The sequence below is a fragment of the Stenotrophomonas sp. YJH_SMC_58 genome, assembly GCF_059369635.1.
In genome coordinates, this window is record NZ_JCAFSW010000007.1 from 76,406 (window position 1) to 102,320 (window position 25,915).

Genomic DNA, 25,915 nt, shown 5'->3' on the forward strand with positions numbered 1-25,915 from the left:
TCCGTTCCATGACCCAGCTCAGCGTCAACGTCAACAAGATCGCCGTCCTGCGCAATTCGCGCGGCGGCGCCGAACCGGACGTGGTGCGCGCCGCCCAGGCCTGCCTGGATGCCGGTGCACATGGCATCACCGTGCACCCGCGGCCGGACCGCCGCCATATCACCGCCGAGGACGTGCTGGCGCTGTCCACGCTGACCCGCGCGCGTGGTGTCGAGTTCAACATCGAAGGCAACCCGTTCGCACCGCCGCGCGAGGGCTACCCAGGCCTGCTGCCGCTGTGCGCGCAGACCCGCCCGGCGCAGGCGACGCTGGTGCCGGATGGCGATGGACAGATCACCTCCGACCATGGCTTCGACTTCGAGCGGGATGCCGAGCGGCTGCGACCACTGATCGCCGAACTGAAGGCGATGGGCTGCCGGGTCAGCCTGTTCGTCGATGCGGGCAACCCACTGCTGGAGCAGGCGGCCGACGTCGGTGCAGATCGTGTCGAGCTGTATACCGGCCCCTACGCCGAAGCACACGCGGCCGGAGACGCTGCGGCGATGCTGGAACTGTTCGCCACTGCGGCGCGGCGGGCGCAGGCGGTGGGCCTGGGCGTCAACGCTGGGCACGACCTGTCGCAGGACAACCTGCGCGATTTCCTGGCCCACGTGCCGGACGTGCTGGAGGTGTCGATCGGTCACGCGCTGATCGGTGAGGCGCTGTACGACGGCCTGGATGCCACCGTGCGCGGGTACCTGGCCCTGCTGTGACCGATGGATGCAGCCGAGCATGGGCTCGGCGCTACAGTGATACGGCTGCCTTGCAGAGCTTCGCGCTGAACCCTTCAGGCAGCCGTCGCAGCCATTGAGACGGCTGCGGCGTAACCTGCCGCAATGGGTATCGCGATCAAGGGCCGAGGTTCCACGTCCCACCTTGCCGGGCGCTTTGAAAGCACCGTCAGCGAGGCGGTGGACGACGGCTGGGCGGTCGATGAGAGCGAGGAATTCCTCGCCCCACGCCTGCGCACTGAAGTACGTGCCGAGACCGCACGCAGCATCATCAGCCGCAACACCTCACCGGACGTCGGCTTCAGCCAATCGGTGAATCCGTACCGCGGTTGTGAGCATGGCTGCTCCTACTGCTTCGCGCGCCCCTCGCACGCCTATCTGAACCTGTCGCCAGGCCTGGACTTCGAGACCAAGCTGTTCGCCAAGACCAATGCGCCGCGGCTGCTGCGCAAGGAGTTGTCGAAGCCTGGCTACGTTCCGCAACCGATCGCGCTGGGCATCAACACCGATGCGTACCAGCCGATCGAACGCAAGTTCAAGCTCACCCGCCAGCTGATCGAAGTGATGCTGGAAACCAAGCATCCGTTCTCGCTGATCACCAAGAACGCACTGGTCGAACGTGACATCGATCTGCTCGCACCGCTGGCGGCGGAGAACCTGGTCAGCGTGCATTTCTCGGTGACCTCGCTGGACCCGCATCTCTCCGCAAAGCTGGAGCCACGCGCGTCGGCGCCGCATGCACGGCTGCGTGCGATGAAGCGCCTGCATGAAGCGGGCATTCCGGTGGGTGTGATGGTGGCGCCGGTGATCCCGTGGATCAACGACAGCGAACTGGAAGCCGTGCTGGAGGCCGCGCATGATGCTGGCGCCAGCACCGCAGGCTACGTGCTGCTGCGCCTGCCGCTGGAAGTGGCCCCGCTGTTCCGCGATTGGTTGGACACCCATCATCCCGATCGCGCCGCGCACGTGATGAGCACCATCCAGCAGCTGCGCGGCGGCAAGGATTACGACAGCCAGTTCGGCACCCGCATGCGTGGCCAGGGTGTGTATGCCGATCTGTTGAACAATCGCTTCAAGCTGGCGCGAAAGCGTCTCGGCTTCAATGCGCAGAACAGCCATTGGCCGAAGCTGGATTGCAGCCGGTTCCAGAAGCCCTTGCCGCCGAAGAAGGATTCGCCACAGGGGTCGTTGTTCTGAGTCCATCAGTCGAGCATGGCTCAACTCTACATCCGAGGCCGACGAGCAGCTCGGCGTCACCCCCCAAACAACTTCTGCGCGCTCTGGAACAGGATCCAACTCGTCGCGATGAACTTGTCCCCACCCTGCGGCCTGTTGCCACGATGGGTATGCGTAAACGCCGTCGGCGCAATCAGCAGGCTGCCGGTGCGTGGTGCGATCTTCCGCCCCTGGAACAGGAACTCGGTTTCGCCCTCTTCGAATTCGTCGTTGAGGTACAGCGTCCACAACACGTGCCGGTGCAGGGTCTCGGCCTGCGCATCCTTGGGGTACAGCTCGCAGTGCCAGTACGGATAACCGCCCTCGCCCGCCGCATACCACTGCAGGTTGATGGCGCCCGGGCGCAGGCAGGTGCGGGCCAGGTCGGCCAGCTGCTGCTGCGGCATGTCAGGGAAGTCCTCGGCAGACAGGCGTCGCGGTTGGCCCTTGCTGTCCTGGATCTGCAACATCAGCGGCGCGATCAACGCCTGTGGATAACGGCGTAGATAAGTCAGCAGGCCGTTGAACACCGCGTGCTGCAGCTGATGGTCCACATCCTGCCAGCCATCAAGGCCGCTGATGCGCAGATCCTTGCTGTGCTTGAGTTCCGGGAACACGCCACTGCCCACGGCACCGGGCTGCAGGCCACGCGCCGCCCGCATGCGCTCAACGATCGCCGCGCAGACCTCGCTGGGGACCGCGTTGTGGATGACCTCGATGAAATCGACCGGGCCCTGCTCGTGCATGCGTGCATTCCTTAGGCGGCAACGGCTTGATGGTGCCGCTTGCCGCCCTCGGTGTCACCCCACGGTCATGGTCATCGATCTGCCATGACCGTGGTCAGGCAACCGCCAATCAGCCCTGCGCGTCGTCGTGCGCGTGGTGGTAGCGCACGGCTTCGGCCACTTCCTCGCGCGAACCCAGGAACACCGGCACGCGCTGGTGCAGCTGGTCGGGCTGGATGTCGAGGATGCGCTCGCGGCCGGTCCAGGCGGCGCCGCCGGCCTGTTCGACCAGCAGGCCCATCGGGTTGGCCTCGTACATCAGGCGCAGCTTGCCGGCCTTGGACGGATCCTTCTTGTCCCACGGGTAGATGAAGATGCCGCCGCGGGTCAGGATGCGGTGCACGTCGGCGACCATGCTGGCGATCCAGCGCATGTTGAAGTTCTTGCCGCGCGTGCCTTCCTTGCCCGCCAGCAGATCACCGACATAGGCCTGCATCGGCGCTTCCCAGTGGCGCTGGTTGGACATGTTGATCGCGAACTCCTGGGTAGCCGCCGGAATCTGCATGTTCTCGGTGGTCAGCACGAACTCGCCCTTCTCGCGGTCCAGGGTGAAAGCGTGGGTACCGTGGCCGACGGTCAGCACCAGCTGGGTGCTGGGCCCATAGATGCAGTAGCCGGCGGCGATCTGCTTGCTGCCCGGCTGCAGGAACGCGTCATCGCCCGGCAGCTCCACGTTGGTCGGGCAGCGCAGCACCGAGAAGATGGTGCCGACGGAGACGTTGACGTCGATGTTGGAGCTGCCATCGAGGGGATCGAACAGCAGCAGGAAATCACCGCGCGGGTAGATGTCCGGTACCGGCTGGCTGTGGTCCATTTCCTCCGAGGCGCAGGCCGCGAGGTGGCCACCCCAGGCATTGGCTTCGAGCAGAATCTCGTTGCTGATGACGTCCAGTTTCTTCTGCGCTTCGCCCTGCACGTTGCCGGTACCGGCGTCGCCGAGCACGCCACCGAGGGCGCCCTTGCTGACGGCGATGGAGATGCTGGTGCAGGCGCGGGCGACGACCGCGATCAGCTGGCGCAGGTCGGCATTGATGCGGCCGGCGTGCTGTTCCTGGATCAGGAAGCGGGTCAACGAAGTACGGGACATGGTCGGGCAGGTCTCGGCAGCGGGAAAACGCCTATTGTCGCCCTTCCGGCCAGCGCGTGCGTGAGCGCGGGGAGTCGTAATCGTTTCCAGATGCGTTGCGCTCGTGGCGCCCTCTCTTCATGTAGGCGCAGCGAGAGGGGCACCGTGGCCAGGACACGCCGTAAACCCATCCCTGGGGGCTCGATCGGCGCATCCATGCGCCTCACGGTCCTGGCCACGGTGCCCCTCTCACTGCGCTTCCTGGTTCGCCGCGAGCGCGGTGGGAATGGCAATGACAAGAGCAAGAGCAAAAAACAAAGGCGCCTTTCGGCGCCTTTGTCTTCAAGCCACTGGAGCGTTGCTTCAGCCCTTGGCGACGGTGGCCACGGCCTTGGCGACGTACTCCAGGTTGTTCTGGTTCAGCGCGGCCACGCAGATGCGGCCGGTGCCGACGGCGTAGATGCCGAACTCGTCGCGCAGACGCTCGACCTGCTCGCGGCTCAGGCCGGAGTAGGAGAACATGCCGGCCTGTTCGTTGATGAAACCGAACTGCGGCGCGCCAGCGGCAGCCAGCTTCTCGACCAGGCCCTGGCGCAGGGCGTGGATGCGCTCGCGCATCTCGGTCAGCTCCTGCTCCCACATCGCACGCAGTTCCGGGTTGGTCAGCACGCCGGCCACCAGCGCGGCACCGTGGGTGGACGGGCTGGAGTAGATGGTGCGGATGACGCGCTTGACCTGCGACTGCACCGCCTTGGCGTCAGCGGCGGTCGGTGCCACCATCGAAAGCGCACCCACGCGCTCGCCGTACAGCGAGAACGACTTGGAGTACGAGTTGGCGACGATGAAGCTGTCGATGCCGGCTTCGGCGATGATGCGCACGGCGGCGCCGTCCTGCTCGATGCCCTTGTCGAAGCCCTGGTAGGCCATGTCGATGAAGGGGAACAGCTGCTTGTCCTTCAGCAGCTGCGCGACCTGCTTCCACTGGGTGACCGTGAGGTCGGCACCGGTAGGGTTGTGGCAGCAGGCATGCAGCAGCACCACGGTGCCGGCGTCCAGCTTGCCCAGGTCGGCCAGCATGCCGTCGAAATCGACGCCATGGGTGGCCGGGTCGAAGTAGGTGTAATCCAGCACGTCGAAACCGGCGGCGCTGAACACCGCACGGTGGTTTTCCCAGCTCGGGTTGCTCAGCGCAACGGTGGCGTGCGGCAGCAGCTTCTTCAGCACGTCGGCGCCGACGCGCAGCGCACCGCTGCCGCCGACGGTCTGTGCGGTAGTGACGCGGCCGGCGGCCAGCAGCGGCGAGTCCTTGCCGAACACCAGCTCACGCGTGGCCTGCGTGTACGCCGGCAGGCCATCGATCGGCAGGTAGCCGCGCGGTTTGGCCTCGGCGGCGAGCTGCTGCTCGATCTGCTTGACGGCGCGCAGCAGCGGAATGCGGCCGCTCTCGTCGTAGTAGATGCCCACACCCAGGTTGACCTTGGTCGGGCGGCTGTCGGCGTTGTACGCCTCGGTCAGGCCCAAGATCGGGTCGCCTGGGACCAGTTCCACGTTTGCAAAGAAGGACACGGCGGTACTCGTTCGGTAGACGGAAAGGGGGAGGAAGTGCGCTACGCGGTCCGCGGCTTTTCGGCCGGAAACAGCCCATCGTAACAAAGCCTGCCGGGGCTGGCCGCCGCCATCGTCATCTGCGGCCCCGTACCATGGCGTGCGTTGCCGCCCGATCCATCAACCTGAATCATGAATCCCGCCGCACGACGCCGTTGCCTGCCGCTGTCCGCCCTGCTGCTGTCGCCCTGGACGGCCGTGGCCGAGCCTGCGCCCACCGCCCTGCCTGCGGTGCAGGTACAGGCCGCCCGGGTGCCGGGCATCGATCCGTTCGCGCTGCCGGCCAGCCAGGACACGGTCTGGATCGACGCCAGCCGCGCGGGCACCGGCGCGCAGCTGTCTGAGGCCTTGGCCGGAGTCCCCGGACTGCTGGCACGTGACCGGCAGAACTTCGCCCAGGACACGCAGCTGTCGATTCGTGGCTTCGGCGCACGCTCGACCTTTGGCGTGCGCGGGGTGCGGGTGCTGATCGACGGGGTGCCGGCGACCATGCCGGACGGCCAGGGTCAGCTGTCGCATGCCAGCCTGTTGGGCGCCGAGCGCATCGAGGTGCTGCGCGGGCCGTTCTCGGCGTTGTACGGCAATTCCTCCGGCGGCGTGCTGCAGGTCTGGAGCGCGCAGGGCCAGGCCGCTGACCCGTGGCGGTTGCGCGTGAATGCCGGCGCCGACAACACGCTCAGTGTCGGTGCGCAGCTGAAGGGTGCCGGTCAAGTGCTGGACTACAACATCGCCGCCAATCACTTCCGCACCGATGGCTGGCGGGACCATAGCCGCGCGCGCCGTGAATCGCTCAACGCACGCATCGGTGGAGAGCTGGGCGGTGGGCGGTTGGAGCTGCTGCTCAATGCGCTTGACGCCCCCGATGCGCAGGATCCGCTGGGCTTGACCCGTGCCCAGGTGGCGGCTGATCCGCGCCAGGCCACGGCAGTCGCGCACCAGTACAACACCCGCAAAACCGTGCGCCAGCAGCAGGCCGGCCTGCGCTGGACCCGTGAAACGGGAGCGCAGCGCTGGCAATTGATGGGCTATGCCGGCCAGCGCGCGGTACGCCAGTACCTGCCGATTCCGCCGGCACCCCAGACCAACAGCCCGCTGCATGCCGGCGGCGTGATCGATCTGCAGGGCGGCTATGGCGGGCTGGACGCGCGCTGGGGCTGGCACGGTGATCTGGCCGGGCGACCGCTGGACCTGGTAGCCGGGCTCAGCGCCGACCGCCAGCGCCAGCACCGCACCGGCTTCGAGAACTTCATCGGCAGCGCCCTGGGCGTGCGTGGGCGGCTGCGTCGTGACCAGATCGACGTCGTGCAGAACGTGGATCAGTTCGCCCAGGCCTGGTGGCAATGGAGCCCGCGTTGGTCGCTGCTGGCCGGGCTGCGCCACAGCGCCGTGCGATTCGAATCGAATGACCGCTACATCGTCGGCGCCAACCCCGACGACAGTGGCCACCGCCGCTACCAGGCGATCACGCCGGTGGCAGGCGTCAGCTTCGAGGCCAGCCCGCAGTGGCGGCTGCACGCGGCCGTGGGGCGTGGTTTCGAGACCCCCACCTTCAACGAACTGGGCTATCGCGCCGACGGCCAAGCCGGGCTGGCACTGGATCTGGCCGCCGCGCGCAGCCGCTCCATCGAGGTTGGCAGCAAGTGGCACGCACAGGATGGCAACCAAATCGATATCAGCCTGTTCCGTGCAGATACCGACGATGAGCTGGCCGTTGCCAGCAATATCGGCGGACGCAGCACCTACCGCGACATTGGCCGCACCCGCCGCCAGGGGCTGGAGCTGCAGTACCGACAGCCGCTGGCCGAGCAACTGGAACTGCAGCTGGCGTGGACCTGGCTGCAGGCGCAGGCGCGCTCGCCGTACCTGACCTCGAACACCCTGGTCGCTGCAGGCAGCCGTCTGCCCGGCGTGCCGCGCCAGCAGGCCTTCGCCCGGCTGCAGTGGAGCCCTGCCGATTGGCAGTGGGCGCTGGAGGCAATGGCCAGCAGCGATACCGTGGTCAATGACGTGGCCACCGAGCGCGCGCCGGGCTACGCCCTGCTGCACCTGGAAGCCGGCCGTCGATGGACGCTGCCGGGCGGCGAGCTGCGCGCCTTCGCCCGACTGGAGAACGTGCTGGACCAGGCCTACATCGGCTCGGTGATCGTCAATGACGGCAATGGTCGCTTCTACGAGCCGGGACCGGGACGGCGAGCCAACGTCGGCCTGCAATGGTCGTGGCGCTGAAAGGGGTAGTGCCGGCCGCTGGCCGGCATTGCGCCGTGCACGACGTCAGGAGGTTGCCGGCCAGCGGCCGGCACTACCCGTAAAGCGGGGGCCCTGGCCGGCATCGCGCCGTGCAGGACGTCAGGAGGCTGCCGGCCAGCGGCCGGCACTACCGGTCAGTCGGGGGCCTTGGCTGGCACGAACGGCGAGGTCGGGTCGCTGGCCGGGAAGGTCTCCTCCAGCGCCTCGTCCTGGTTGTCGCTGGCGCGCTGCTTGCGCTCGCGGCGCTTGAGCGGGCTCTCCTGGCCACCGCGATGGCGGTCGCCGCCATCCTTGCGGTCCTGGGCCGCCTGTTCAGCCTCGTGCTTCACCGGCAGGTGTTCGTCGCCCTGCGCAGCATCGAAGAACGGCGCACCGGTGCCGCGGTAGTCGGCGTTGTCGGCATCGCGCTTGCCGCGCTGTTCACCGGGAATGGGCGGGTGGTTTTCCCGCAGCGGGTCTCGGGAGGTCTCTCGGCTCATGGTCTGGCTACCTGCGCTCGGGGGGCTCCTACTACACCGCCGGCAAGGTAAAGCTGCCGCGAACCTGGCGTCATGAACATCTCGCTCACCCCCCGGTAACGGCACCGCGCGTATTCCTGCCCACCCGCCCCCGCTGCAGGAGCCGGCCATGCCCCGTCTTGAACGACCCGCACCGTCCGTGTTCAACGCCCTGCTCGATCCGCTCGGCCAGCGCACCGCACAGCGCCGTACGCGTCGCCACGAAGACCCCCAGGCGGTGGCGCAGGACTACCTGCAGTACATGCTCAGCGACTATGAGGAACGCCGCGGGCAGAGCCACCGCAACTGGCGTGACCTGTGCCCGGTGTATGCCTTCGCGTTGACCACGCATGCTGCCGATTGGCCACGCGGTGATGCCGCCGATACCTGCGAGGAACTGGCCGAGCACTGGGAACAGATGCGCGGACAGTCACGGTTGGGCTGGTCGCAGGCGCGGCCGGTGGTGGAAGACGCCTGGCGCGCGCTGGACCATATTCCGGCCGCGGCGGTGAGGCCGTTGCTGCAGTAGTGCCGGCCGCTGACCGGCAACCCCAGGAAACTCCAGGCCGCGAGCTCTGCCGGCCAGCGGCCGGCACTACCGCATCTGCGTAGAACCCGCGTGCACGGTATCGACACGGGTGGTTTACACCGCCCATCCGAAGCTGGACGCCCTGCCCCGCCAAAGGTACGCCCATGGCCCGCCCGATCTGGACCGGCACGCTGTCGTTTGGCCTGCTCAACGTGCCGGTGTCGCTGATGTCCGGCGAACGCAAGGTCGACCTGCAGTTCCGCATGCTCGATTCCCGCGATCGCAAGCCGATCCGTTTCGAACGGGTCAACGCCGACACCGGCGAGGAAGTGCCCTGGAAGGACATCGTCAAAGCCTATGAGTACGACAAGGGCAGCTATGTCGTGCTGGAGGAAGGTGATATCCGCTCGGCCGCGCCGGAAAGCCACGAAACGGTGGAGGTGGAATCGTTCGTGGATGCGGCCCAGATCGACCCGCGCTATTACGAGAAGCCGTATCTGCTGGTGCCCGGCAAGAAGGCTGAGAAGGGCTATGTGCTGCTGCGCGAAACGCTGCGCAGCACCGGCAAGGTGGGCATCGCGCGGGTGGTGGTGCGCACGCGCGAATACCTGTGCGCGGTGATGCCGCATGAGGACGCGCTGGTGCTGATGATCCTGCGCTATCCACAGGAACTGGTGGATCCCGAGGATTACACGCTGCCCACCGGCAAACTGTCCGACTACCGCATCACCAGCAAGGAAACGGCGATGGCCGAGCAGTTGATCGAGTCGATGTCCGGTGAGTGGGACCCGTCGCACTACCACGATGAGTTCCGCGAGCGCCTGCAGCAGGTGTTGAACAAGCGCATCAAGTCCAAGGGGGGCACCACGCGGGTGGACGATGAGCCGGCACCGCGCGAGGACGCCAGTACCAATGTGGTCGACTTCATGGCGCTGCTGCGGAAGAGCCTGGATGCGAACAAGCGAACGCCAGCGAAGAAGGCCGCAACGCCCAAAGCTGCCGCCAAGTCGCCAGTGAAGAAGGCCGCAAAGAAGACAACGAAGAAGGCTGCGAAGAAGACCGCACCCCGACGCAAGGCGGGGTGAGCCATGTCGTTGCACCAGTATCGGCGCAAACGCCGGCTTGGTGGTGGCGCCGGGCAGACGCCGGAACCTGACGACACGCGTGCTCCCGGTGACCCGAAGCGGCGGCCGACCTTTGTCATCCAGCTGCACCATGCCAGCTCGCGTCACTACGACTTCCGCCTGGAAATGGACGGCGTACTGAAGAGCTGGGCGGTGCCCAGGGGGCCTTCGCTGCGCGTCGGTGAAAAGCGGCTGGCCGTGGAAGTGGAAGACCATCCGCTGTCCTACGCCGGTTTCGAGGGAGACATTCCTGAAGGCCACTATGGTGCGGGCCACGTGGATGTCTTCGACCACGGCACCTGGGCCTGTGAAGGCGATCCACTGCAGGCATTGGCGGCGGGCAAGATCGACTTCGTGCTGCACGGGCAACGCCTGGCCGGTGGCTGGAAGCTGGTGCGGACCGCGATGAAAGGCCGCCAGGTGCAGTGGCTGCTGATCAAGCGCGGCGACGGGGAAGCGCGCGACGCGGAGGCGGATGACCTGCTGACGGCACCGATGCCGAAACGAGCACCTGCGGCGAAGAAGCGTTCCGTGGACAAGGCGGCGCGCGCTGCACCCGTCGCACGCACGACCACACGCAAGGCCGATTCGCGCTGGCATGCACGCGCGCTGAAACTGCACGGCGCACGTGACGCACCCTACCCACGCGCCTTCAAGCCGCAGTTGACCGATCATCGTGACAGTGCGCCGGACGGCGACCGCTGGCTTCACGAGATCAAGTGGGATGGTTATCGCCTGCTGGCTGATCTGCACAATGGCGAAGTCAAGCTGCGCTCCCGCAATGGTCTGGATTGGACCGATGATTTTCCCGAAGTGGTGCAGGCCGTGCAGGCGCTGCCGGTGCGCGATGCGCGCCTGGATGGCGAACTAGTGGTGCTGGACAAGGAAGGACGCAGTGACTTCGCAGCGTTGCAGCGGGTGATCGACGGCAATTCGAAGCAACCGCTGCGCTACATCGTGTTCGATCTTCCGGGCGTGGCTGGAGCGGATATCAGTCGTGCGCCGTTGCTGGAGCGCAAAGCACTCCTGAAAGAGCTCATTGGACCCGCGCCTGGCACCCTGGCCTTCAGCGAGCACGTGATCGACCATGGCCCGCAGGTGTTCGATGCCAGTGGCAAGGCCGGATTCGAAGGCATCGTCAGCAAGCAGGTGGATGCCCCGTACGTGAATACCCGCGCGCGCAGCTGGGTGAAGGTGAAGCACGAAGAAACCGACGAGTTCCTGATCGTCGGCTATACGGCACCCAAGGGTTCCCGGGTGGGGTTCGGCTCGCTGCTGCTGGCGACGCCGGAGAAGGGCGGATTGCGCTATGTGGGCCGCGTTGGCACCGGCTTCGACGACGAAAGCCTGCGCACGCTGCTCAAGGCACTGCAGCCGTTGGCAGTGAAGACGCCCGTGCTGCAGCTGCCGGCGCATGTGCCGTTCCGCGCTGCCAGCGTACGCTGGGTGAAGCCGGTGGCGGTTGCCGAGGTGGCCTTCCGTGGCTGGGGCAAGGAAGGCCTGCTGCGCCAGGCCAGTTTCAAGCGACTGCGCAGCGACAAGCAGAAGGAGGACCTGGGAATGAGCACCGCAGATACCGAGACCGGAGGCGAGGTCGAGATCACTCATCCGGAGCGGGTGGTGTTTCCAAGGCAGAAACTGCGCAAGGGTGACGTGGCCGACTACTACCAGCGAATGGCGCGCTGGATCCTGCCCGAGATTGCCGGACGTCCGCTGTCACTGCTGCGCTGCCCGGACGGCGTGGGCAAGGCCTGCTTCTTCCAGAAGCACCATGGCCCCGGCCTGGGGGACGCGGTACATGCGGTACCCCTGCAGCAGAAGAGCGGCCGCGAGGATTACGTCTACGTCGACGATGCGCGGGGCCTGCTGCAGCTGGTGCAGATGAACACCCTGGAACTGCATCCGTGGGGCGCGACCGTGGCCGATCCCGAGCACCCGGATCGTCTGGTGTTCGATCTCGATCCAGGTGAAGGGGTGAGCTGGGCACAGGTGAAGGCCGCTGCGCGCGATGTTCGTGACCGCCTGCAGGAGGTGGGCCTGCAGAGCTTCGTGCGGCTGTCCGGTGGCAAGGGCGTGCACGTGGTGGTGCCGCTGCAGCCCAAGGCTGGCTGGGACGAGGCCAAGGCGTTCTGCGAGGCGTTCGCGCAGGCAATGGCGCTGGAGCAGCCTGATCGCTACGTGACGACGATGAGCAAGGCCAAGCGCGGCGGCGTGATCTTCATCGATTGGCTGCGCAACACACGCGGTGCCACCAGCGTGTGTTCATGGTCGCTGCGCGCGCGAGATGCTGCCGGCGTGGCGGTGCCGCTGCGCTGGGAAGAACTGGCCCGGGTGAGCGCGGCCGACGCGTTTCCGATGGCCAAGGCGCTGGCGCGCGCCAAGCGGCTGAAGGGTGACCCATGGCAGGGCATCGCGCGGTTGAAGCAGAGGCTGCCGTCGCTGAAGCGGTAGTGCCGGCCGCGGGCCGGCAACCTCGGCCATCCTGCAGTTGCCGGCCCGCGGCCGGCACTACCTGCATGCGCTCAGCGCAGATCGCGCGAGGGGCGGCGCCCGAACCACCAACCGACCAGCAGTTGCAACGGCAGCGATGCCAACAGCGAAATGACGAACCAGAACGGGAAGTCCGCACCCGCCGTCCACATCGCGTAGCCACAGCCCAGTGCGATCAGCGACCAGATCGAGAAGCCGTGCGAACGCGGCCAGCAGGGCGCGTAGTAGGTGGCGAAGGCGATGCCTGCGATGCCGCCGAGCACGCTGAAGGCCAGATCCCAGCCCAGCTGCATGCTGTTGTTGTCCGGTGACAGGCCCAGCAGCGGCGGCAGCCAGCTGGCGACGCTGCTGACCAGGGCAAGCGACAGCACGCCGCCGATCAGGGCGACGATGGACAGGAACAGGGTCTTGAGCAGGCCAGGCATGCGCGCATTGTACGGCTGCCACGGAGTGCCCGGGTTGCCGGCCAGCGGCCGGCACTACCGATGGATCGGCATGGCCGCCGTGCCCGTGGGAGAGGGGTACGGAGCAGCGGCGGCCATGCACAGGCGGTCAGGCGGCGAAGTCGATCACCACGCGGCCTTCGATGGTGCCCGCGTGCATCCGCGCGAACACATCGTTGATGTTTTCCAGGCGGTCGGTGCTGACCGTGGCCGCGACCTTGCCTTCGGCGGCGAACTGCAGCGATTCCTGCAGATCCAGCCGGGTGCCGACGATCGAGCCGCGCACGGTGATGCCGTTGAGCACCATGCCGAAGATATCCAGCGGGAAGTTGCCGGGCGGCAGGCCGTTGAGCGAAACGGTACCGCCACGGCGGACCATGCCCAGAGCCTGTTCGAACGCCTTGGGCGACACTGCGGTGACCAGAGCGCCGTGCGCGCCGCCGATTTCCTTCTTCAGGAACGTGGCCGGATCGGTGGTGCGTGCGTTGACGGTGACCTGCGCACCGAGCTGCCGCGCCAGCGCCAGCTTGCTGTCGTCCACGTCCACCGCGGCCACGTTCAAGCCCATCGCGCGGGCGTACTGCACCGCCATGTGGCCCAGGCCGCCGATGCCGGAGATCGCCACCCAGTCACCGGGCTTGGTGTCGGTGACCTTCAGGCCCTTGTAGACGGTCACGCCGGCGCACAGCACCGGCGCGATCTCGACGAAGCCCACTTCCTTCGGAAGCAGGCCGACATAGTTGGCATCGGCCAGTGCGTACTCGGCGAAGCCGCCGTTGACCGAGTAGCCGGTATTGCGCTGCGTTTCGCACAGCGTTTCCCAGCCGCCCAGGCAGTGTTCGCAATGGCCACACGCCGAGTACAACCAGGGGATGCCGACCCTGTCGCCTTCCTTGACGTGCCCTACCCCGCCTCCCACGGCCACGACGTGCCCCACGCCCTCGTGGCCGGGGATGAATGGCGGGTTCGGTTTCACCGGCCAGTCGCCCTCGGCGGCGTGCAGGTCGGTGTGGCAGACGCCACAGGCCTCGATCCTGACCAGCACCTCGCCCGCCCCCGGGCGCGGTACCGAGACTTCCTCGATGACCAGTGGCTTGCCGAACTCGCGTACGACGGCGGCCTTCATGGTGGATTGCATGTTCGGATCTCCGCAGTGCGCTTGCCCACAGAATGACGCCGGCTCGAGGCCGGCGCTTTGATCACGATCAAACCTTTGGAGATTCGTGCAGCGTGTTCAGCTGGCCAGCACCGATGCCTCGCGCGCCAGGCGCTCGATCGCCTCCCAGTCACGGGTCTGCAGCAGCGCCGGGGTGGTCAGCCACGAACCGCCCACGCACAGCACATTGGGCAGGTGCAGGAACTGCGGCGCGGTCTGCGCGCTGATGCCGCCGGTCGGGCAGAAGCGCACGTCGGCGAACGGGCCGTGCCAGGCCGCCAGCAGCGCGGCACCGCCGGCCTGCACGGCCGGGAAGAACTTGAAGGTGTCCTTGCCGTGTTCCAGGCCCAGGATCAGGTCCGAGGCGGTGGCGGCACCGGGCAGGTATGGCAGGTCGGCATCGCGTGCGGCGGCATACAGGGCCGGTGTAGCCCCGGGCGACACCGCGAAGCGCGCGCCGGCCTGCTTCGCCGCCTGCATCTGTGCGGCATTGAGCACGGTACCGGCGCCGATCACCGCATCCGGCACGGCCTCGACCATCGCCTTGATGGCGTCCAGCGCCTGCGGCGTGCGCAGGGTCACCTCGATCACCGGCAGGCCACCGCGGAACAGTGCCTGGGCTACCTCGACGGCTTCATTCACGTCTTCGGGGGTGTACACCGGAATCACCGGTGCCAGCTTCAACAGCGCGCGCAGGCGCGGATCAGCGCTGGACATGGTCTTGCTCCTTGCCCGATGGGGCATCGCGGATCGCCGCCGGGTCCGGCAGCGCAGCGGCGCATGATGCCATGCACGCTGCGAAGGTGCTGGTATCCTGCCCTGCGGCGGATTCAGACTGCGTCGGCCTGCAGTGCCTGGATGCGGCGCTGGTACCAGTCACCCCCAAGCGGGTCGAACACCGCCGAACGTTCCATCGGCGCTTCGTATACATGCACCGAAATGGCCAGGGCTTCATCGCTGGCATTGCGCAGGGTGTGGTATTCGTGAGGTGGAATGAGGCTGCCGGCGCTGCCGCAGCCGCCGCGCAGCGCGGCGTGGCGTCGGAAGCGCCAGCGTTCGCCGGCGCATTCCAGCAGTTCGTAACGGGTGATCTCCAGTTCCCCCAACCACACGCCCTCCACACACCACATGGCATCGTGGTCGTGCAGCGGCGTGCCCTGCCCTGGGCCCCAGCTCATGGCAATCACGCTGTAGCCGTGTTCCTGGCTGTGGTACAGCGGGCGTCGCGCGTAATGATCACTGACCGGACGGTGCACGCATTCGGGTAGCTCGATGCGGCTGTCCGCGATGGCTTCCTGCAGCGCCAGCTGCAGGTCGGCGGTGATGCGCCCGGCATCACCGGAGGTCATCGCCGCGTCGACTGCGGCGATCAACCGGTCGCGGCCACGGAACGCCGGAAACGGAGAGGTCTGCAGGTCCATGCCCCGACTGTAGCGGAGCATGGTTAAGGGAATGTTGGTGTTCGCGCGCGTCGCACCCGCATTCGTGGCAAGCACGCGTGAAAAACGGTTCAGATGCAAACGCAGTAGAGCGATCACAATGGAACCTCACGCGGTGGAACGTGTCGAACACGGTCTGTGCCGCTCCAGCTGCGACATTCCGCAACTTCGCGCCCGACGGGCGCAAGGCTAGAATTCTCCGACTTACCTGGTTCTATACATGTCAGTGCGAAATATGAGCGATGCCGCGTTACCGGCATCGAAAGGCAAGGCTGCCACGATCAACGACATCGCACGACTGTCGGGAGTTTCCAAGAAAACGGTTTCAAGAATCATCAACAACTCGCCGCTGGTGCGCAAAGACACCCGCGACAAGGTCGAGGCGTTGATGCGCGAGGTCGGTTACGTGCCCGACCCCCTGGCGCGCGGACTCGCGTTCCGCCGCTCCTTCCTGATCGGGCTGGTGTACGACGACCCCGGCGCCCAATGCATTGTCGACCTGCAGCACGGCGCGCTTGAAGCGCTGCGCGGCACCGGCTATGAGCTGGTGGTGCATCCCTGCGACAGCCAGGACCCGGAGTGCGCGCAGGGCGTGCGCCGCTTCGTGCAGCAGCAGAAGCTGCATGGGGTGATCCTCGGCCCGCGTGCATCCGAATCGGTTGCACTCGCGCAGATGCTGGACGACATCGACTGCCGCTACGTGCGGATCAACGCGCATGCGTCGGAAGAAGACGTGCAGGCGGTGGTCACCCACGATCGCGATGGCGCGGCAGCAGCAGCGGGCTACCTGCTGTCGCTCGGCCACCGCGACATCGCGGTGATCGCCGGACCGGGTGACCGGCGCGCGGCGCGTGAGCGTACCCATGGCTTCCTTGACCGGTTGGCCCAGGTGGGGCTGACCTTGCCGGGCGAGCGCGTGCTGGAAGCGGGCGACACCTTCGAATCCGGCGTGCATGCCGCCGAACGGTTGCTGCTGGGGGAACGCCGCCCCAGTGCGATCTTCGCCGGCAACGACGAGATGGCGGCCGGTGTCTACCAGGTCGCGCTGCGTGCGGGTATTGCCGTGCCACAGCAGCTGTCGGTCGTCAGCTACGACGACAGCCCGCTGGCCTCGCGGCTGTGGCCGCCGCTGACCTCGGTGCGCCGCCACGTGTCGGACATCGGCCGCATGGCCGCAGCGATGCTGGTGCAGGCCGACGTACCGGAGGCGCCGGATGTGGCCAGCGTGCATCCGCAGCTGATGGTGCGCGGTTCCTGCCGGGCCGTGGACGCCTGACTGCCCTGCCCTCGCCTGCGCCGCTGCAATGGCGCAGGCAGACAACAACGAAAACGGCGCATCCAGGTGCGCCGTTTTCCTTTCAATGCGAAGCGCTGTACGCCGTGCGCTTACACGTCGCCGCCGTCGGCCCAGCCATCACCGGTGCCCTTCTGGAACACGCGGTCATCGCCCTGCACGTCACCGGCCGGCAGATGCGCCTGGCTGGCCAGTGCCGCGTAGATCGGGGTGAAGTCCGGCGACGTCGCCTGCATCAGCTGTTCGAAGCTGTCGATGACGAAGTAGGTCTTCTGGAAAGTGTCGATGCGGTACTTCGTGCGCATGATCCGCTGCAGGTCGAAGCCGATGCGGTTGGGCGCGGCCGATTCCAGCGAGTACAGCGACTCGCCCTTCGACGACACGATGCCGGCGCCGTAGATGCGCAGGCCTTCGGGCGTATCGATCAGGCCGAACTCCACCGTGTACCAGTACAGGCGGGTCAGGTTCTGCAGTGCATCCGGGCCGATCGCGTGGGCTTTGACGCCGCCACGGCCGTACGCCTCCATGTAGTCGGCGAACACCGGGTTCATCAGCAGCGGCACATGGCCGAACAGATCGTGGAACAGGTCCGGCTCGGCGATGTAATCAATCTGGTCCGGGCGACGGATCCACCAGGTCACCGGAAAACGGCGATTGGCCAGGTGGTCGAAGAAATCCAGTTCCGGCAGCAGGCCTTCAACGCCGACCAGGGTCCAGCCGGTGGCGGCGCCGAGTACTTCATTGAGCTGGTCGAAGCGCGGAATCATGTGCGCGCTCATGCCCATCTCGTCCTGTGCATCCAGGAACTCCTGGCAGGCGCGGCCGACCAGCAGCTCGCGCTGGCGCTGGTACAGCGTGCTCCAGGTGGCGTGGTCGTCGGCGGTATAGGTGTCCCACGGCTGCTCGACGAGCGCGGTGGTGTACACCGGCACGTAGCCCTTGTCGGTCTGCTGGTGTTCGACGCGGCGGGGCTGGGCGAGGTCCATGGGGCACTCCTTGACGGGATGCCTACGATGCTAGGGCAGAGCACGCGCAACAGGGTTGCAAAAGTTGCGCCCGTTGGCCCTGTTGGCGCAATATCCTTGCGTACTCACCATGTTGCGGGGCAACAATGGCCGGAGAAGTCCAGTTTGATCGCACGGATATACGCCTGCTGGCTGAAATCCAGCGGGATGGGCGCGCCACCAACGCCGAACTGGCGGCGCGGGTGAATCTTTCGCCTTCGGCCTGCCTGCGGCGGTTGCAGCGGCTGGAAAGCGAGGGTGTGATCGTCGGCTATGGCGCGCGGCTGGAGCCGCGGCAGCTGCGGCTGGGCCTGCAGGCCTTCGTGCGCGTGCAGCTGGAAAAGCACGACCAGGCCGCCATCGGCCACTTCGTGGACAGCGTGCAAGCGTGGGACGAGGTGGTGGCCTGCCATGCGCTGACCGGCGACATGGACTACCTGCTGCACGTCTACGTGCGCGACCTGGAGCACTTCTCTCGCTTCCTGCTGGACCGGTTGCTCAACGCCGGTGGCGTGGCCGATGCCAATTCCAGCTTCGTGCTGCGCACGGTGAAGGGTTTCCAGGCACTGCCGCTTTCGCAGCTGGAGTCGTGATCATCCGGCGGATGTGGGAGAGCGTGACTTGCTTTGCATCCTGGGCGACGCAAGGCATTTTCCTACGGCGAGACGGATGAACCTCCGACAGAGTGACGCAATCAGCATTCCTAGACTCACTGGACAACCCTGTCCGGAGAGATCGACATGAAAGTCTGCCTTGCTCCAGTCATTGCCCTGCTTGTCGCTGGCCTGATGCCGGCCGCTGCGGGTGCTTCCCCCCAGATCGCCAACGCCCAACCTCTGGCGCTGAGTTGCGGTACCACTGAATTCGTCGGCATGACCAGCAACTCGTCGACGCTGGCCAAGCGCCAGTGCAATGGTAGCTATGTCTATGGAATCGGCGTCTCGGTCAATGAAGCGGTGGAGAACCTCAACGGCTTCATGGCGGTGCTGCAGGCCGGCGTGAGCTGCAGCGCGGATGCCAGCAGCATCGTCAGTGGTGCCTACGGCAAGGGTGTTTTCGCCCAGTTTGTCTGCAATGGCTGGTCGATCGCCGGCGTGGGCAACTCACCCACCACCGCGGCGCGCAACTCGCTGGCCATCGCGACGGAAATGGCGGCCACGGGTACCCATTGCGCAGCGCCGCTGCAGGGTTCGTACTATCCGGAATCCTGGGGCTTCCGTTTCCGCTACGACTGCGGCAACACGCAGACCCTGAAGAACTGGTCCATCAGTGGGCTCGGTGCCAGCATCGATGACGCCAACGTCATCGCCATGCGACTGATGCGTTACTCCACGGCGGCAGGCCAGAGCTGCAACTTCGAGAAGGCCGAAATCAATGGCGTCATTCTGCACGCCACGCTGGTCTGCAACGGCTCGTACATCCATGGCTACGGCAGCTCGGTGACGGCCGCAGCCAACGACGCACTGGCCCAGATCGGCGCCTGACCCGTCGTGAGGCCCCTGGGGGTGACCCGCATGGAGCGGGTTGCCCTCAGCACTTGTCCTTGCGGCCCATCAGCTTGCCCAGGCGCGAGGCTTCCTCGCACTTGGGGGCAGCCACCGGCGCCGGTGCAGCGGCCGCAACACGCGCACGCTGCAGCTGCTGGATCCTGGCGCGGATCTGCGGCATTGCGGCCATCGCGGCCTTTTCGCCTTCCAGGATCGCCGTGCCGCGCTGGCTGAAATCGGCAGCGCCGATGTCCAGCACCTTCGGCCGGATGACGATGTCGGCGCGTGCCAGTTCCTGTTCGCCCAGGCGCTGGCCCATGATCGAGATGGACTGGTTGACGATGCCCAGCATGTCGGTCGGCGCCTTGCCGCTGGCCTTGCTGGAGATGTCCACGGCGATCACGAAGTCGGCGCCGAGCTGGCGCGCGGCATCCACCGGCACCGGGCTGACCACGCCGCCATCGATGTAGTTGCGACCACCGATCTTCACCGGTTCGAACACGCCGGGAATGCTGCTCGACGCGCGCACCGCCTGGCCGACGTTGCCGCGCACGAAGATCGCCCGCTCGCCGGTTTCCAGCTGGGTGGCGACGGCGGCGAACGGCTTCTTCAGGCGTTCGGCCGGACGGTTGGCAACCTGTTCGTTGACGTAGTCCTGCAGCTTCTGGCCCTGCACCAGGCCACCGGAGAACAGCCGCACGTCGCGGATGCTGGCTTCATCCAGCGCCACCGCCTTGCTCTGCATCTGGAACGCGTCCATGCCGCTGGCGTACAGCGCGCCGACCACGCTGCCGGCACTGGTGCCGGACACCACCGCGGGCTCGAAGCCATTGGCTTCCAGCATCTTGATCACGCCGATGTGGGCAAAGCCCTTGGCCGCGCCACCGCCGAGGGCGATACCGATCTTCACCGGCTTGGCCTGTGGCACCACGGTCGGCGCCGGCGGCGGCGTAGGGCGGACCGGATCGCCACCGCAGCCGGCCAGCAGGCCGATCAGGGCGACGGACAGCAGCATGCGGGGGCGGAACAGGCTCATCGGCAGTGCGCTCGCGGCGCCGGATTCAGGAAAGGGCGCCAGCATACCGAAGCTGTGGCGGGGCGGGCAGGGTGGGAAATATCGCCCATTCATAAAGGTAGTGCCGGCCGCTGGCCGGCAACCATAGGGAAACTGGCAACGGTCCATGGGGTTGCCGGCCAGCGGCCGGCACGACCGGAGGCGGTCAGAAGCGGTTGTCGCCGTCCAGCATCCGGCCCAGGCCGCCCAGTACCGAACCCTCGCCGCGGTTCTGGCCACCGCCCTGCGGCGCGGCCATCCACATGCGGCCGGCCAGGCGCGAGAACGGCAGCGACTGCAGCCAGACCTTGCCTGGGCCGGTCAGCGTGGCCAGGAACACGCCCTCGCCGCCGAACAGCATGCTCTTGATGCCCGCAACACGGCGCACGTCCATGTCCACGGTCGGGTGGTAGGCCACCACGCAGCCGGTATCCACGTCCAGGCGTTCACCGGCAGCCAGCTCGCGCTCGACCACGCAGCCGCCGGCGTGGATGAAGACCCAGCCGTCACCTTCCAGCTTCTGCATGATGAAGCCCTCGCCGCCGAACAGGCCGGTCATGATCTTGCGCTGGAACTGCACGCCGATCTGCACGCCGCGCGCACCGGCCAGGAAGCTGTCCTTCTGGCAGATCAGGCGGCCGCCGTGCTGGTCCAGTTTCATCGCCAGCACCGTGCCCGGGTAGGGCGCGGCGAAGGCGACCTTGCCCTTGCCGTGCCCGCTCTGCGTGTAGACGGTGGCGAACAGGCTCTCGCCGGTCAGCACGCGCTTGCCGGCGGCCATCACCTTGCCCATGAAGCCGCCGCCCTGGTCGCCGTTGGCGGCGCCGAACACCGTGTCCATCTGTACCGTGGCGTCCTTGAACATCAATGCGCCGGCCTCGGCGATGGCGCTCTCGCCGGGGTCGAGCTCGATCTCCACGAACTGCATTTCATGGCCGACGATGCGGAACTCGATGTCGTCGGCGCGGCCGCTGGCGCCGGCGGGGACCGGCGGTGGGGTGTTGGGCATGCCCGGGGCCGCCGCCTGCAGCTCGGCCACCTCGGTGATCGGTGTCCACCCGCTCATGCCCTGGCACCAGGCCAGCGCGCGTGGATTGGCCTGCGCGTAGCGGCGCGCGGCCTCGTCATCAAGCGGGCCGATGCGCTCGGCCTGGGCGGAGGCATGGAAGTACCACTGGGTCATGGCGGCGGGTCCGTCGCGTTGGAAACCCCGAGTCTAGCGAGCGCCCGGGGGCGCCGGCGACGGGGCCATGAACGGCGGGCATTTGCGGCGTAGGTGCTGTATTGCAACAATTATCTGGTAGCGCCGTTTTACCACCCCTCCAAACACAGCCTACCGCCATGTCCCCGACCCGTACTTCCCGTGGCCGCCTTCCGGTCGCGCGCCCCCTCGTTGCCGCTCTTTCCGCCCTGCTGCCGCTGGTAGCAGCCGCTCAGGAAACCCCCGCCGCCAAGGATCCGGTTGCCCTCGATGCCCTGCAGGTGACCGCGCAGCGCCGCGTCGAGAACGCCAAGGACGTACCGGTCGCACTGAGCGCGATCCAGGGCGAGAAGCTGGATGTGCTCGGCTCGGCCGGCGATGACATCCGCTTCCTGGCCGCGCGCGTGCCCAGCCTCAACATCGAGTCGTCCTACGGCCGTGCCTTCCCGCGCTTCTACATCCGCGGCCTGGGCAACACCGATTTCGACCTCAATGCTTCGCAGCCGGTGTCGCTGGTGTATGACGACGTGGTGCAGGAAAGCCCGCTGCTGAAGGGCTTCCCGCTGTTCGACCTGGCCAACGTGGAAGTGCTGCGTGGCCCGCAGGGCACGCTGTTCGGCCGCAACACCCCGGCCGGCGTGGTCAAGTTCGATTCGGCGCGACCGTCGCAGGATGCCGACGGCTACGTGCGCGTGGGCTACGGCAGCTACAACAGCTGGAACGTGCAGGGCGCCTACGGCGGCCCGCTGACCGACCGCTGGTCGGCACGTGTCTCGGCGATCTACCAGCGCCGCGATGACTGGGTCGACAACACCCGCGCCGGTGCCCCCAACAGTGGCTTCGAAGGCTATGACGAAGCCGCCGGCCGCGTGCAGTTCCTGTACGAAGGCGACGACTTCGAAGCGCTGTTCAACCTGCACAAGCGCAAGCTCAACGGCACCGCGCGCCTGTTCCGCGCCAACATCATCCAGAAGGGCGGCAATTCGCTGGTCGAGAACTTCGACCGCGACAAGGTGGCCAACGACGGCGTCAACTTCTCCGACCTGGAAACCTGGGGCGGCAGCGCGCGCCTGCAGTGGAACCTCGGCTCGGTGACCCTGCACTCGATCACCGGCTACGAGACCGCCGAATCGCTCAACCGCGGTGACATCGACGGCGGCTACGGTGCGGCCTTCCTCGGTGCCGGCAACTACGGTCCGGGCCTGATTCCGTTCTCGTCGGAGTCGGCCGACGGCCTGCCGCACCACCGGCAGTGGACGCAGGAAGTGCGCATCGAGTCCAACGAATGGGGCCGCTTCGACTGGCAGGCCGGCGTCTTCTACTTCGATGAAGACGTGACCATCAACAACTTCAACTACGACTCGCTGACCCCGGGCAATCCACAGACCGGCCACGTGGTGCAGAACCAGCGCAACAAGGCGTGGGCGGTGTTCGCTTCGGGCGACTTCGATGTCACCGATCGCTTCAAGCTGCGCGCCGGCGTGCGCTACACCCAGGACAAGAAGGACTTCAGCGCCAGCGTGCTGCAGGCCGTTCCGTTCGGCACCCCGGTCAGCGGCCCGTACCTGGCCAACACCGACGTCAACGACGTCAGCTGGGATGTCAGCGGCGTCTACAAGCTGACCGACGACATCAACGCCTACGCCCGCGTGGCCAAGGGCTTCCGCGCACCGTCGATCCAGGGCCGCCTGGCCTTCGCGCCGGGCCTGTCGCAGGCCGACTCGGAGAAGGTCATCTCGTATGAAGCCGGCATCAAGGCCGACCTGTTCGAGCGCCGCGCGCGCGTGGGCCTGAGCGTGTTCCGCTACAACGTCGATGGTCAGCAGCTGATCGCGGTGGGTGGCAGCAACAACACCGCCACCCTGCTCAACGCCGACAAGACCATCGGCCAGGGCGTGGAACTGGACCTGGAAGCCTACCTGGCCGACAACGTCCTGCTGACCTTTGGCAGCAGCTACAACGACACCGAGATCAAGGACAAGGATCTGGCGGTGGCGATCTGCGGCGGTGGCTGCACCATCAACGACCCGACCACGGTGATCAACGGCCAGACCTATGCGCTGGTGAACGGCAACCCGCTGCCGCAGGCACCGAAGTGGATCCACAACGCGACCCTGCGCGTGGGCTTCCCGCTCAGCGATGGCAGCGAGCTGTACGCCTACACGGACTGGGCCTACCGCAGCGCGGTGAACTTCTTCATCTACGAGTCGCCGGAATTCCGCGGCCGTAGTTCGCTGGAAGGCGGCCTGCGCCTGGGCTACAACTGGGATTACGGCCAGTACGACGTGGCCGTGTTCGGCCGCAACCTGACCAACCAGACCCGCGTGGTCGGTGCGATCGACTTCAACAACCTGACCGGCTTCCTCAACGAGCCGCGTACCTGGGGCGTGGAGTTCACCGCGAAGTTCTGATGCGGTGGCTGCGTTGATGCAATGAAGAAGGGCCGGCCCAATGCCGGCCCTTCTTCCTTACGCCCATTGGTAGTGCCGGCCGCTGGCCGGCAACGAGTGATCCGGCGCGCGCTTACAGCGCGCTCTGCGGGCGCACCTTCAGCACCGCGTTCTCGGTAGTGCAATCGCGGCTGGAGTGCAGGCCGGCCTTGCGTGCGGCGGCGATTTCCTTGCGTGCGGCCAGCAGGTCCTTGTTGAACGCAGCGTTGTCGTGCAGGCGGGCCACCGCGGCGGCGCCCATGAAGCGGCCTTCGAGGATGTCGCTCTGCCAGTGCACGTTGCAGACCAGGCGGCTCTCGCCGTAGTTGCGGCCACGGGCCTGGATGGCATCGGCGCGGTCCGGCGCGATCTCGGACAGGATCAGTGCCCAGGCCCAACCGATCGAGGTGTGGCCGGACGGGTAGGAACCGTTCTTGCGCAGGCCTTCCTCGTCCTTCGGCGAGCAGGTCGGTTCACCGTTGACCATGAACGGGCGCGGGCGCTGGTAGTGGTTCTTGGCCGCCTTGGTCGCCGCACTGGCGTCGATCCGGCTGCGCTCCAGCAGGCGATACAGCGCCGGGGTCTTCACCGCGTCGACGTCGATGTCGGCGGCGCAGGAGAAGTGGTTGGCGCCTTCGGGGAAGCCGAGCTCCGCATCGACGCCGGCCTGGGCGAAGCGCGGGCTGCCACGCAGCGCGCGGGCTTCACGGCTGACCTGCTCGTCCAGGGCGAGCGCGGCCGAACCGGCCACCGGTGGTGCCGGTACCAGGTCGAGGCTGGCCGGAACCGCGCTCTGGTCCAGATAGCCCACCGCCTTGGTGGTGATGTTGGCTTCGACGGCGGTCGGCTTGGTGGCGGTGGCGGCACAACCGGCCAGGGCCGCGACGACGGCAAGGCCGAGCAGCGGGCGGGCAGGGTGGGAAATCAGCGACATGGACAGGCTCCGGGAGAGAAAACAACGCGCCATGATCGCAGCCCCCATACGACACTGCAGTGGCCATCGGTCATACGGCCAGACCCGGCATGGTCATTGTCGCGATATGAAAAGCGTCATCGTTTGACGTCAGTCTCCTGATTCCGGGCGCAGCGCACGGACTTTCACGCCGCTGCACCGCGAGCATCGGCACAACGGCAAGCGCCAGGGCCGTCCAGTTCCAGCCGGGTCGGGGGGATCCGAAGACAGAGGGAGAGAAGCGATGCGCAGCACCGCAACAGGAAGTACCGTCCTGGCCCTGCTCCTCGGGCTTGCAACAGCGCCGGCGCAGGCCGCCGACGTGGTCGGCGTGGCCTTCGTGCATGGCACCGGCGCGCAGACCAACGCCACCCAGGACTACTGGCAGCCGGCGATCATCGACACCGTGCGCCAGGGCCTGCCGAACAGCAGCAACTACGTCGTCATCAACTGTGACTTCACCCAGTACATGTGGAAACCGGAAGCGGCCGGTTGCCTGGCCAACCAGCTGACCGGCTTCATCGACAGCCGTGGCATCACCCAGCTGGTGGTGATCACCCACTCCAACGGCGGCAACGTGATGCGCTGGATCCTGTCCAACCCGACCTACGACAGCCGCTATCCGAAGATCATCCGCACGGTGCGCAAGGTCACCGCGCTGGCACCTTCCTCGGCGGGCACGCCGCTGGCCGATGCGGTGCTCAACGGCAATACCTTCGAAACGTCGCTGGGCTGGCTGCTGGGCTACAAGAACGACGCGGTACGCCAGCAGCAGGTGGCGAGCATGGCCACCTACAACGCGCAGAACCTGTATGGCACGGCCGGTCGCCCGGCGCTGCCCAAGCCGTTCCGCGCGGTGGTCGGCAGCGACGTGGAATCGGCGGTGTGGGACAGCAACAGTTACTGCGGCGGCTATGCCGCCAACGTCGGCCTGGAGTTCACCCAGAACTGGTTGTCGTCCTGCTCCGATGGCTTCCTGGAGTGCAGCAGCCAGAAGGCCGCCGGCACCACCTGGTTCACCGACAAGGCGCGTACCCAGGGCGCAGAACCGCTCAGCCACAACCAGAGCCGCCGCGAGTGCTTCGGCCTCGGCACCCTGCTGCGCAACGACCTGACCCAGTGAGGGAG

Annotated in this window: 23 protein-coding genes; 11 read left to right on the top strand and 12 right to left on the bottom strand. The window is 66.9% G+C overall.

Annotated elements, in window-relative coordinates; all coding sequences use genetic code 11:
* The first annotated feature begins 8 nt into the window (after positions 1-8).
* Together AC5P68_RS11075 and AC5P68_RS11080 are read left to right on the top strand one after the other, a co-directional pair.
* Positions 9-752 (top strand): pyridoxine 5'-phosphate synthase, encoded by a 744-nt coding sequence (locus tag AC5P68_RS11075; RefSeq protein WP_005414976.1) that lies wholly within the window; start codon positions 9-11, stop codon positions 750-752.
* Between the two features lie 123 nt (positions 753-875).
* Positions 876-1,967: a PA0069 family radical SAM protein gene (locus AC5P68_RS11080; RefSeq protein WP_288415879.1), complete on the top strand. Its 1,092-nt coding sequence runs from the start codon at positions 876-878 to the stop codon at positions 1,965-1,967.
* A gap of 56 nt (positions 1,968-2,023) precedes the next feature.
* Here AC5P68_RS11080 and AC5P68_RS11085 read toward each other — a convergent pair whose 3' ends face one another.
* The 3 genes from AC5P68_RS11085 to AC5P68_RS11095 form a co-directional block, all read right to left on the bottom strand.
* Positions 2,024-2,731 (bottom strand): 2OG-Fe(II) oxygenase, encoded by a 708-nt coding sequence (locus AC5P68_RS11085; RefSeq protein ID WP_033833520.1) that lies wholly within the window; start codon positions 2,729-2,731, stop codon positions 2,024-2,026.
* A 109-nt stretch (positions 2,732-2,840) separates the two neighbouring features.
* Complete coding sequence (locus tag AC5P68_RS11090; protein ID WP_049402951.1) at positions 2,841-3,857, bottom strand: class 1 fructose-bisphosphatase; 1,017 nt, start codon at positions 3,855-3,857, stop codon at positions 2,841-2,843.
* A gap of 342 nt (positions 3,858-4,199) precedes the next feature.
* Positions 4,200-5,402 (bottom strand): amino acid aminotransferase, encoded by a 1,203-nt coding sequence (locus tag AC5P68_RS11095; RefSeq protein WP_033833522.1) that lies wholly within the window; start codon positions 5,400-5,402, stop codon positions 4,200-4,202.
* A gap of 171 nt (positions 5,403-5,573) precedes the next feature.
* On the opposite strand from AC5P68_RS11095, the gene AC5P68_RS11100 reads away from it, so the two are divergent.
* Complete coding sequence (locus AC5P68_RS11100; protein ID WP_231522477.1) at positions 5,574-7,667, top strand: TonB-dependent receptor family protein; 2,094 nt, start codon at positions 5,574-5,576, stop codon at positions 7,665-7,667.
* Between the two features lie 155 nt (positions 7,668-7,822).
* Here AC5P68_RS11100 and AC5P68_RS11105 read toward each other — a convergent pair whose 3' ends face one another.
* Positions 7,823-8,167, bottom strand: a complete 345-nt coding sequence (locus AC5P68_RS11105) for a hypothetical protein (RefSeq protein WP_033833524.1) — start codon at positions 8,165-8,167, stop codon at positions 7,823-7,825.
* 148 nt (positions 8,168-8,315) lie between these two features.
* Between AC5P68_RS11105 and AC5P68_RS11110 the strand changes: the two genes are divergently transcribed.
* The 3 genes from AC5P68_RS11110 (at position 8,316) to ligD (ending at position 12,289) form a co-directional block, all read left to right on the top strand.
* Positions 8,316-8,714 (top strand): hypothetical protein, encoded by a 399-nt coding sequence (locus tag AC5P68_RS11110; protein ID WP_014035432.1) that lies wholly within the window; start codon positions 8,316-8,318, stop codon positions 8,712-8,714.
* 164 nt (positions 8,715-8,878) lie between these two features.
* Positions 8,879-9,799, top strand: a complete 921-nt coding sequence (gene ku / locus AC5P68_RS11115; RefSeq protein WP_414497994.1) for a non-homologous end joining protein Ku — start codon at positions 8,879-8,881, stop codon at positions 9,797-9,799.
* Positions 9,800-9,802: 3 nt separating this feature from the next.
* On the top strand, positions 9,803-12,289 hold the full coding sequence (gene ligD / locus AC5P68_RS11120) for a DNA ligase D (protein ID WP_414497993.1): 2,487 nt from the start codon (positions 9,803-9,805) through the stop codon (positions 12,287-12,289).
* A gap of 71 nt (positions 12,290-12,360) precedes the next feature.
* Here ligD and AC5P68_RS11125 read toward each other — a convergent pair whose 3' ends face one another.
* From AC5P68_RS11125 to AC5P68_RS11140, 4 genes are all read right to left on the bottom strand, one after another.
* Entirely contained in the window at positions 12,361-12,753 is a 393-nt protein-coding gene (locus tag AC5P68_RS11125) for a hypothetical protein (RefSeq protein ID WP_414497992.1), read from the bottom strand.
* Between the two features lie 127 nt (positions 12,754-12,880).
* Positions 12,881-13,909, bottom strand: a complete 1,029-nt coding sequence (gene adhP / locus AC5P68_RS11130; protein WP_049402961.1) for an alcohol dehydrogenase AdhP — start codon at positions 13,907-13,909, stop codon at positions 12,881-12,883.
* A 96-nt stretch (positions 13,910-14,005) separates the two neighbouring features.
* On the bottom strand, positions 14,006-14,644 hold the full coding sequence (gene eda, locus AC5P68_RS11135) for a bifunctional 4-hydroxy-2-oxoglutarate aldolase/2-dehydro-3-deoxy-phosphogluconate aldolase (protein ID WP_049402962.1): 639 nt from the start codon (positions 14,642-14,644) through the stop codon (positions 14,006-14,008).
* A gap of 113 nt (positions 14,645-14,757) precedes the next feature.
* Positions 14,758-15,348: a cysteine dioxygenase family protein gene (locus AC5P68_RS11140; RefSeq protein WP_005411799.1), complete on the bottom strand. Its 591-nt coding sequence runs from the start codon at positions 15,346-15,348 to the stop codon at positions 14,758-14,760.
* A 238-nt stretch (positions 15,349-15,586) separates the two neighbouring features.
* Between AC5P68_RS11140 and AC5P68_RS11145 the strand changes: the two genes are divergently transcribed.
* Positions 15,587-16,642: a LacI family DNA-binding transcriptional regulator gene (locus tag AC5P68_RS11145; RefSeq protein ID WP_495216999.1), complete on the top strand. Its 1,056-nt coding sequence runs from the start codon at positions 15,587-15,589 to the stop codon at positions 16,640-16,642.
* 110 nt (positions 16,643-16,752) lie between these two features.
* On the opposite strand, the gene phhA is transcribed toward AC5P68_RS11145, so the two are convergent.
* A complete protein-coding gene (phhA, locus tag AC5P68_RS11150) occupies positions 16,753-17,646 on the bottom strand; it encodes a phenylalanine 4-monooxygenase (protein WP_049402965.1) in 894 nt (297 codons plus the stop codon).
* Between the two features lie 125 nt (positions 17,647-17,771).
* Between phhA and AC5P68_RS11155 the strand changes: the two genes are divergently transcribed.
* Entirely contained in the window at positions 17,772-18,257 is a 486-nt protein-coding gene (locus AC5P68_RS11155; RefSeq protein ID WP_005411782.1) for an Lrp/AsnC family transcriptional regulator, read from the top strand.
* A 147-nt stretch (positions 18,258-18,404) separates the two neighbouring features.
* Positions 18,405-19,148: a hypothetical protein gene (locus tag AC5P68_RS11160; protein WP_414497991.1), complete on the top strand. Its 744-nt coding sequence runs from the start codon at positions 18,405-18,407 to the stop codon at positions 19,146-19,148.
* A gap of 46 nt (positions 19,149-19,194) precedes the next feature.
* Here the strand turns inward: AC5P68_RS11160 and AC5P68_RS11165 are convergent, their stop codons facing one another.
* Complete coding sequence (locus AC5P68_RS11165) at positions 19,195-20,187, bottom strand: patatin-like phospholipase family protein (protein ID WP_423373151.1); 993 nt, start codon at positions 20,185-20,187, stop codon at positions 19,195-19,197.
* A 184-nt stretch (positions 20,188-20,371) separates the two neighbouring features.
* Positions 20,372-21,388 carry a TIGR00266 family protein gene (locus AC5P68_RS11170; RefSeq protein ID WP_049432424.1) on the bottom strand — a complete coding sequence of 339 codons (1,017 nt, stop codon included), beginning with the start codon at positions 21,386-21,388 and terminating at the stop codon, positions 20,372-20,374.
* Positions 21,389-21,546: 158 nt separating this feature from the next.
* Between AC5P68_RS11170 and AC5P68_RS11175 the strand changes: the two genes are divergently transcribed.
* Entirely contained in the window at positions 21,547-23,817 is a 2,271-nt protein-coding gene (locus tag AC5P68_RS11175) for a TonB-dependent receptor (RefSeq protein ID WP_049402969.1), read from the top strand.
* A gap of 112 nt (positions 23,818-23,929) precedes the next feature.
* Here AC5P68_RS11175 and AC5P68_RS11180 read toward each other — a convergent pair whose 3' ends face one another.
* On the bottom strand, positions 23,930-24,769 hold the full coding sequence (locus AC5P68_RS11180; RefSeq protein ID WP_033833533.1) for an acid phosphatase: 840 nt from the start codon (positions 24,767-24,769) through the stop codon (positions 23,930-23,932).
* Positions 24,770-25,031: 262 nt separating this feature from the next.
* On the opposite strand from AC5P68_RS11180, the gene AC5P68_RS11185 reads away from it, so the two are divergent.
* Positions 25,032-25,910 (top strand): hypothetical protein, encoded by an 879-nt coding sequence (locus AC5P68_RS11185; protein WP_049432421.1) that lies wholly within the window; start codon positions 25,032-25,034, stop codon positions 25,908-25,910.
* Positions 25,911-25,915 lie beyond the last annotated feature (5 nt).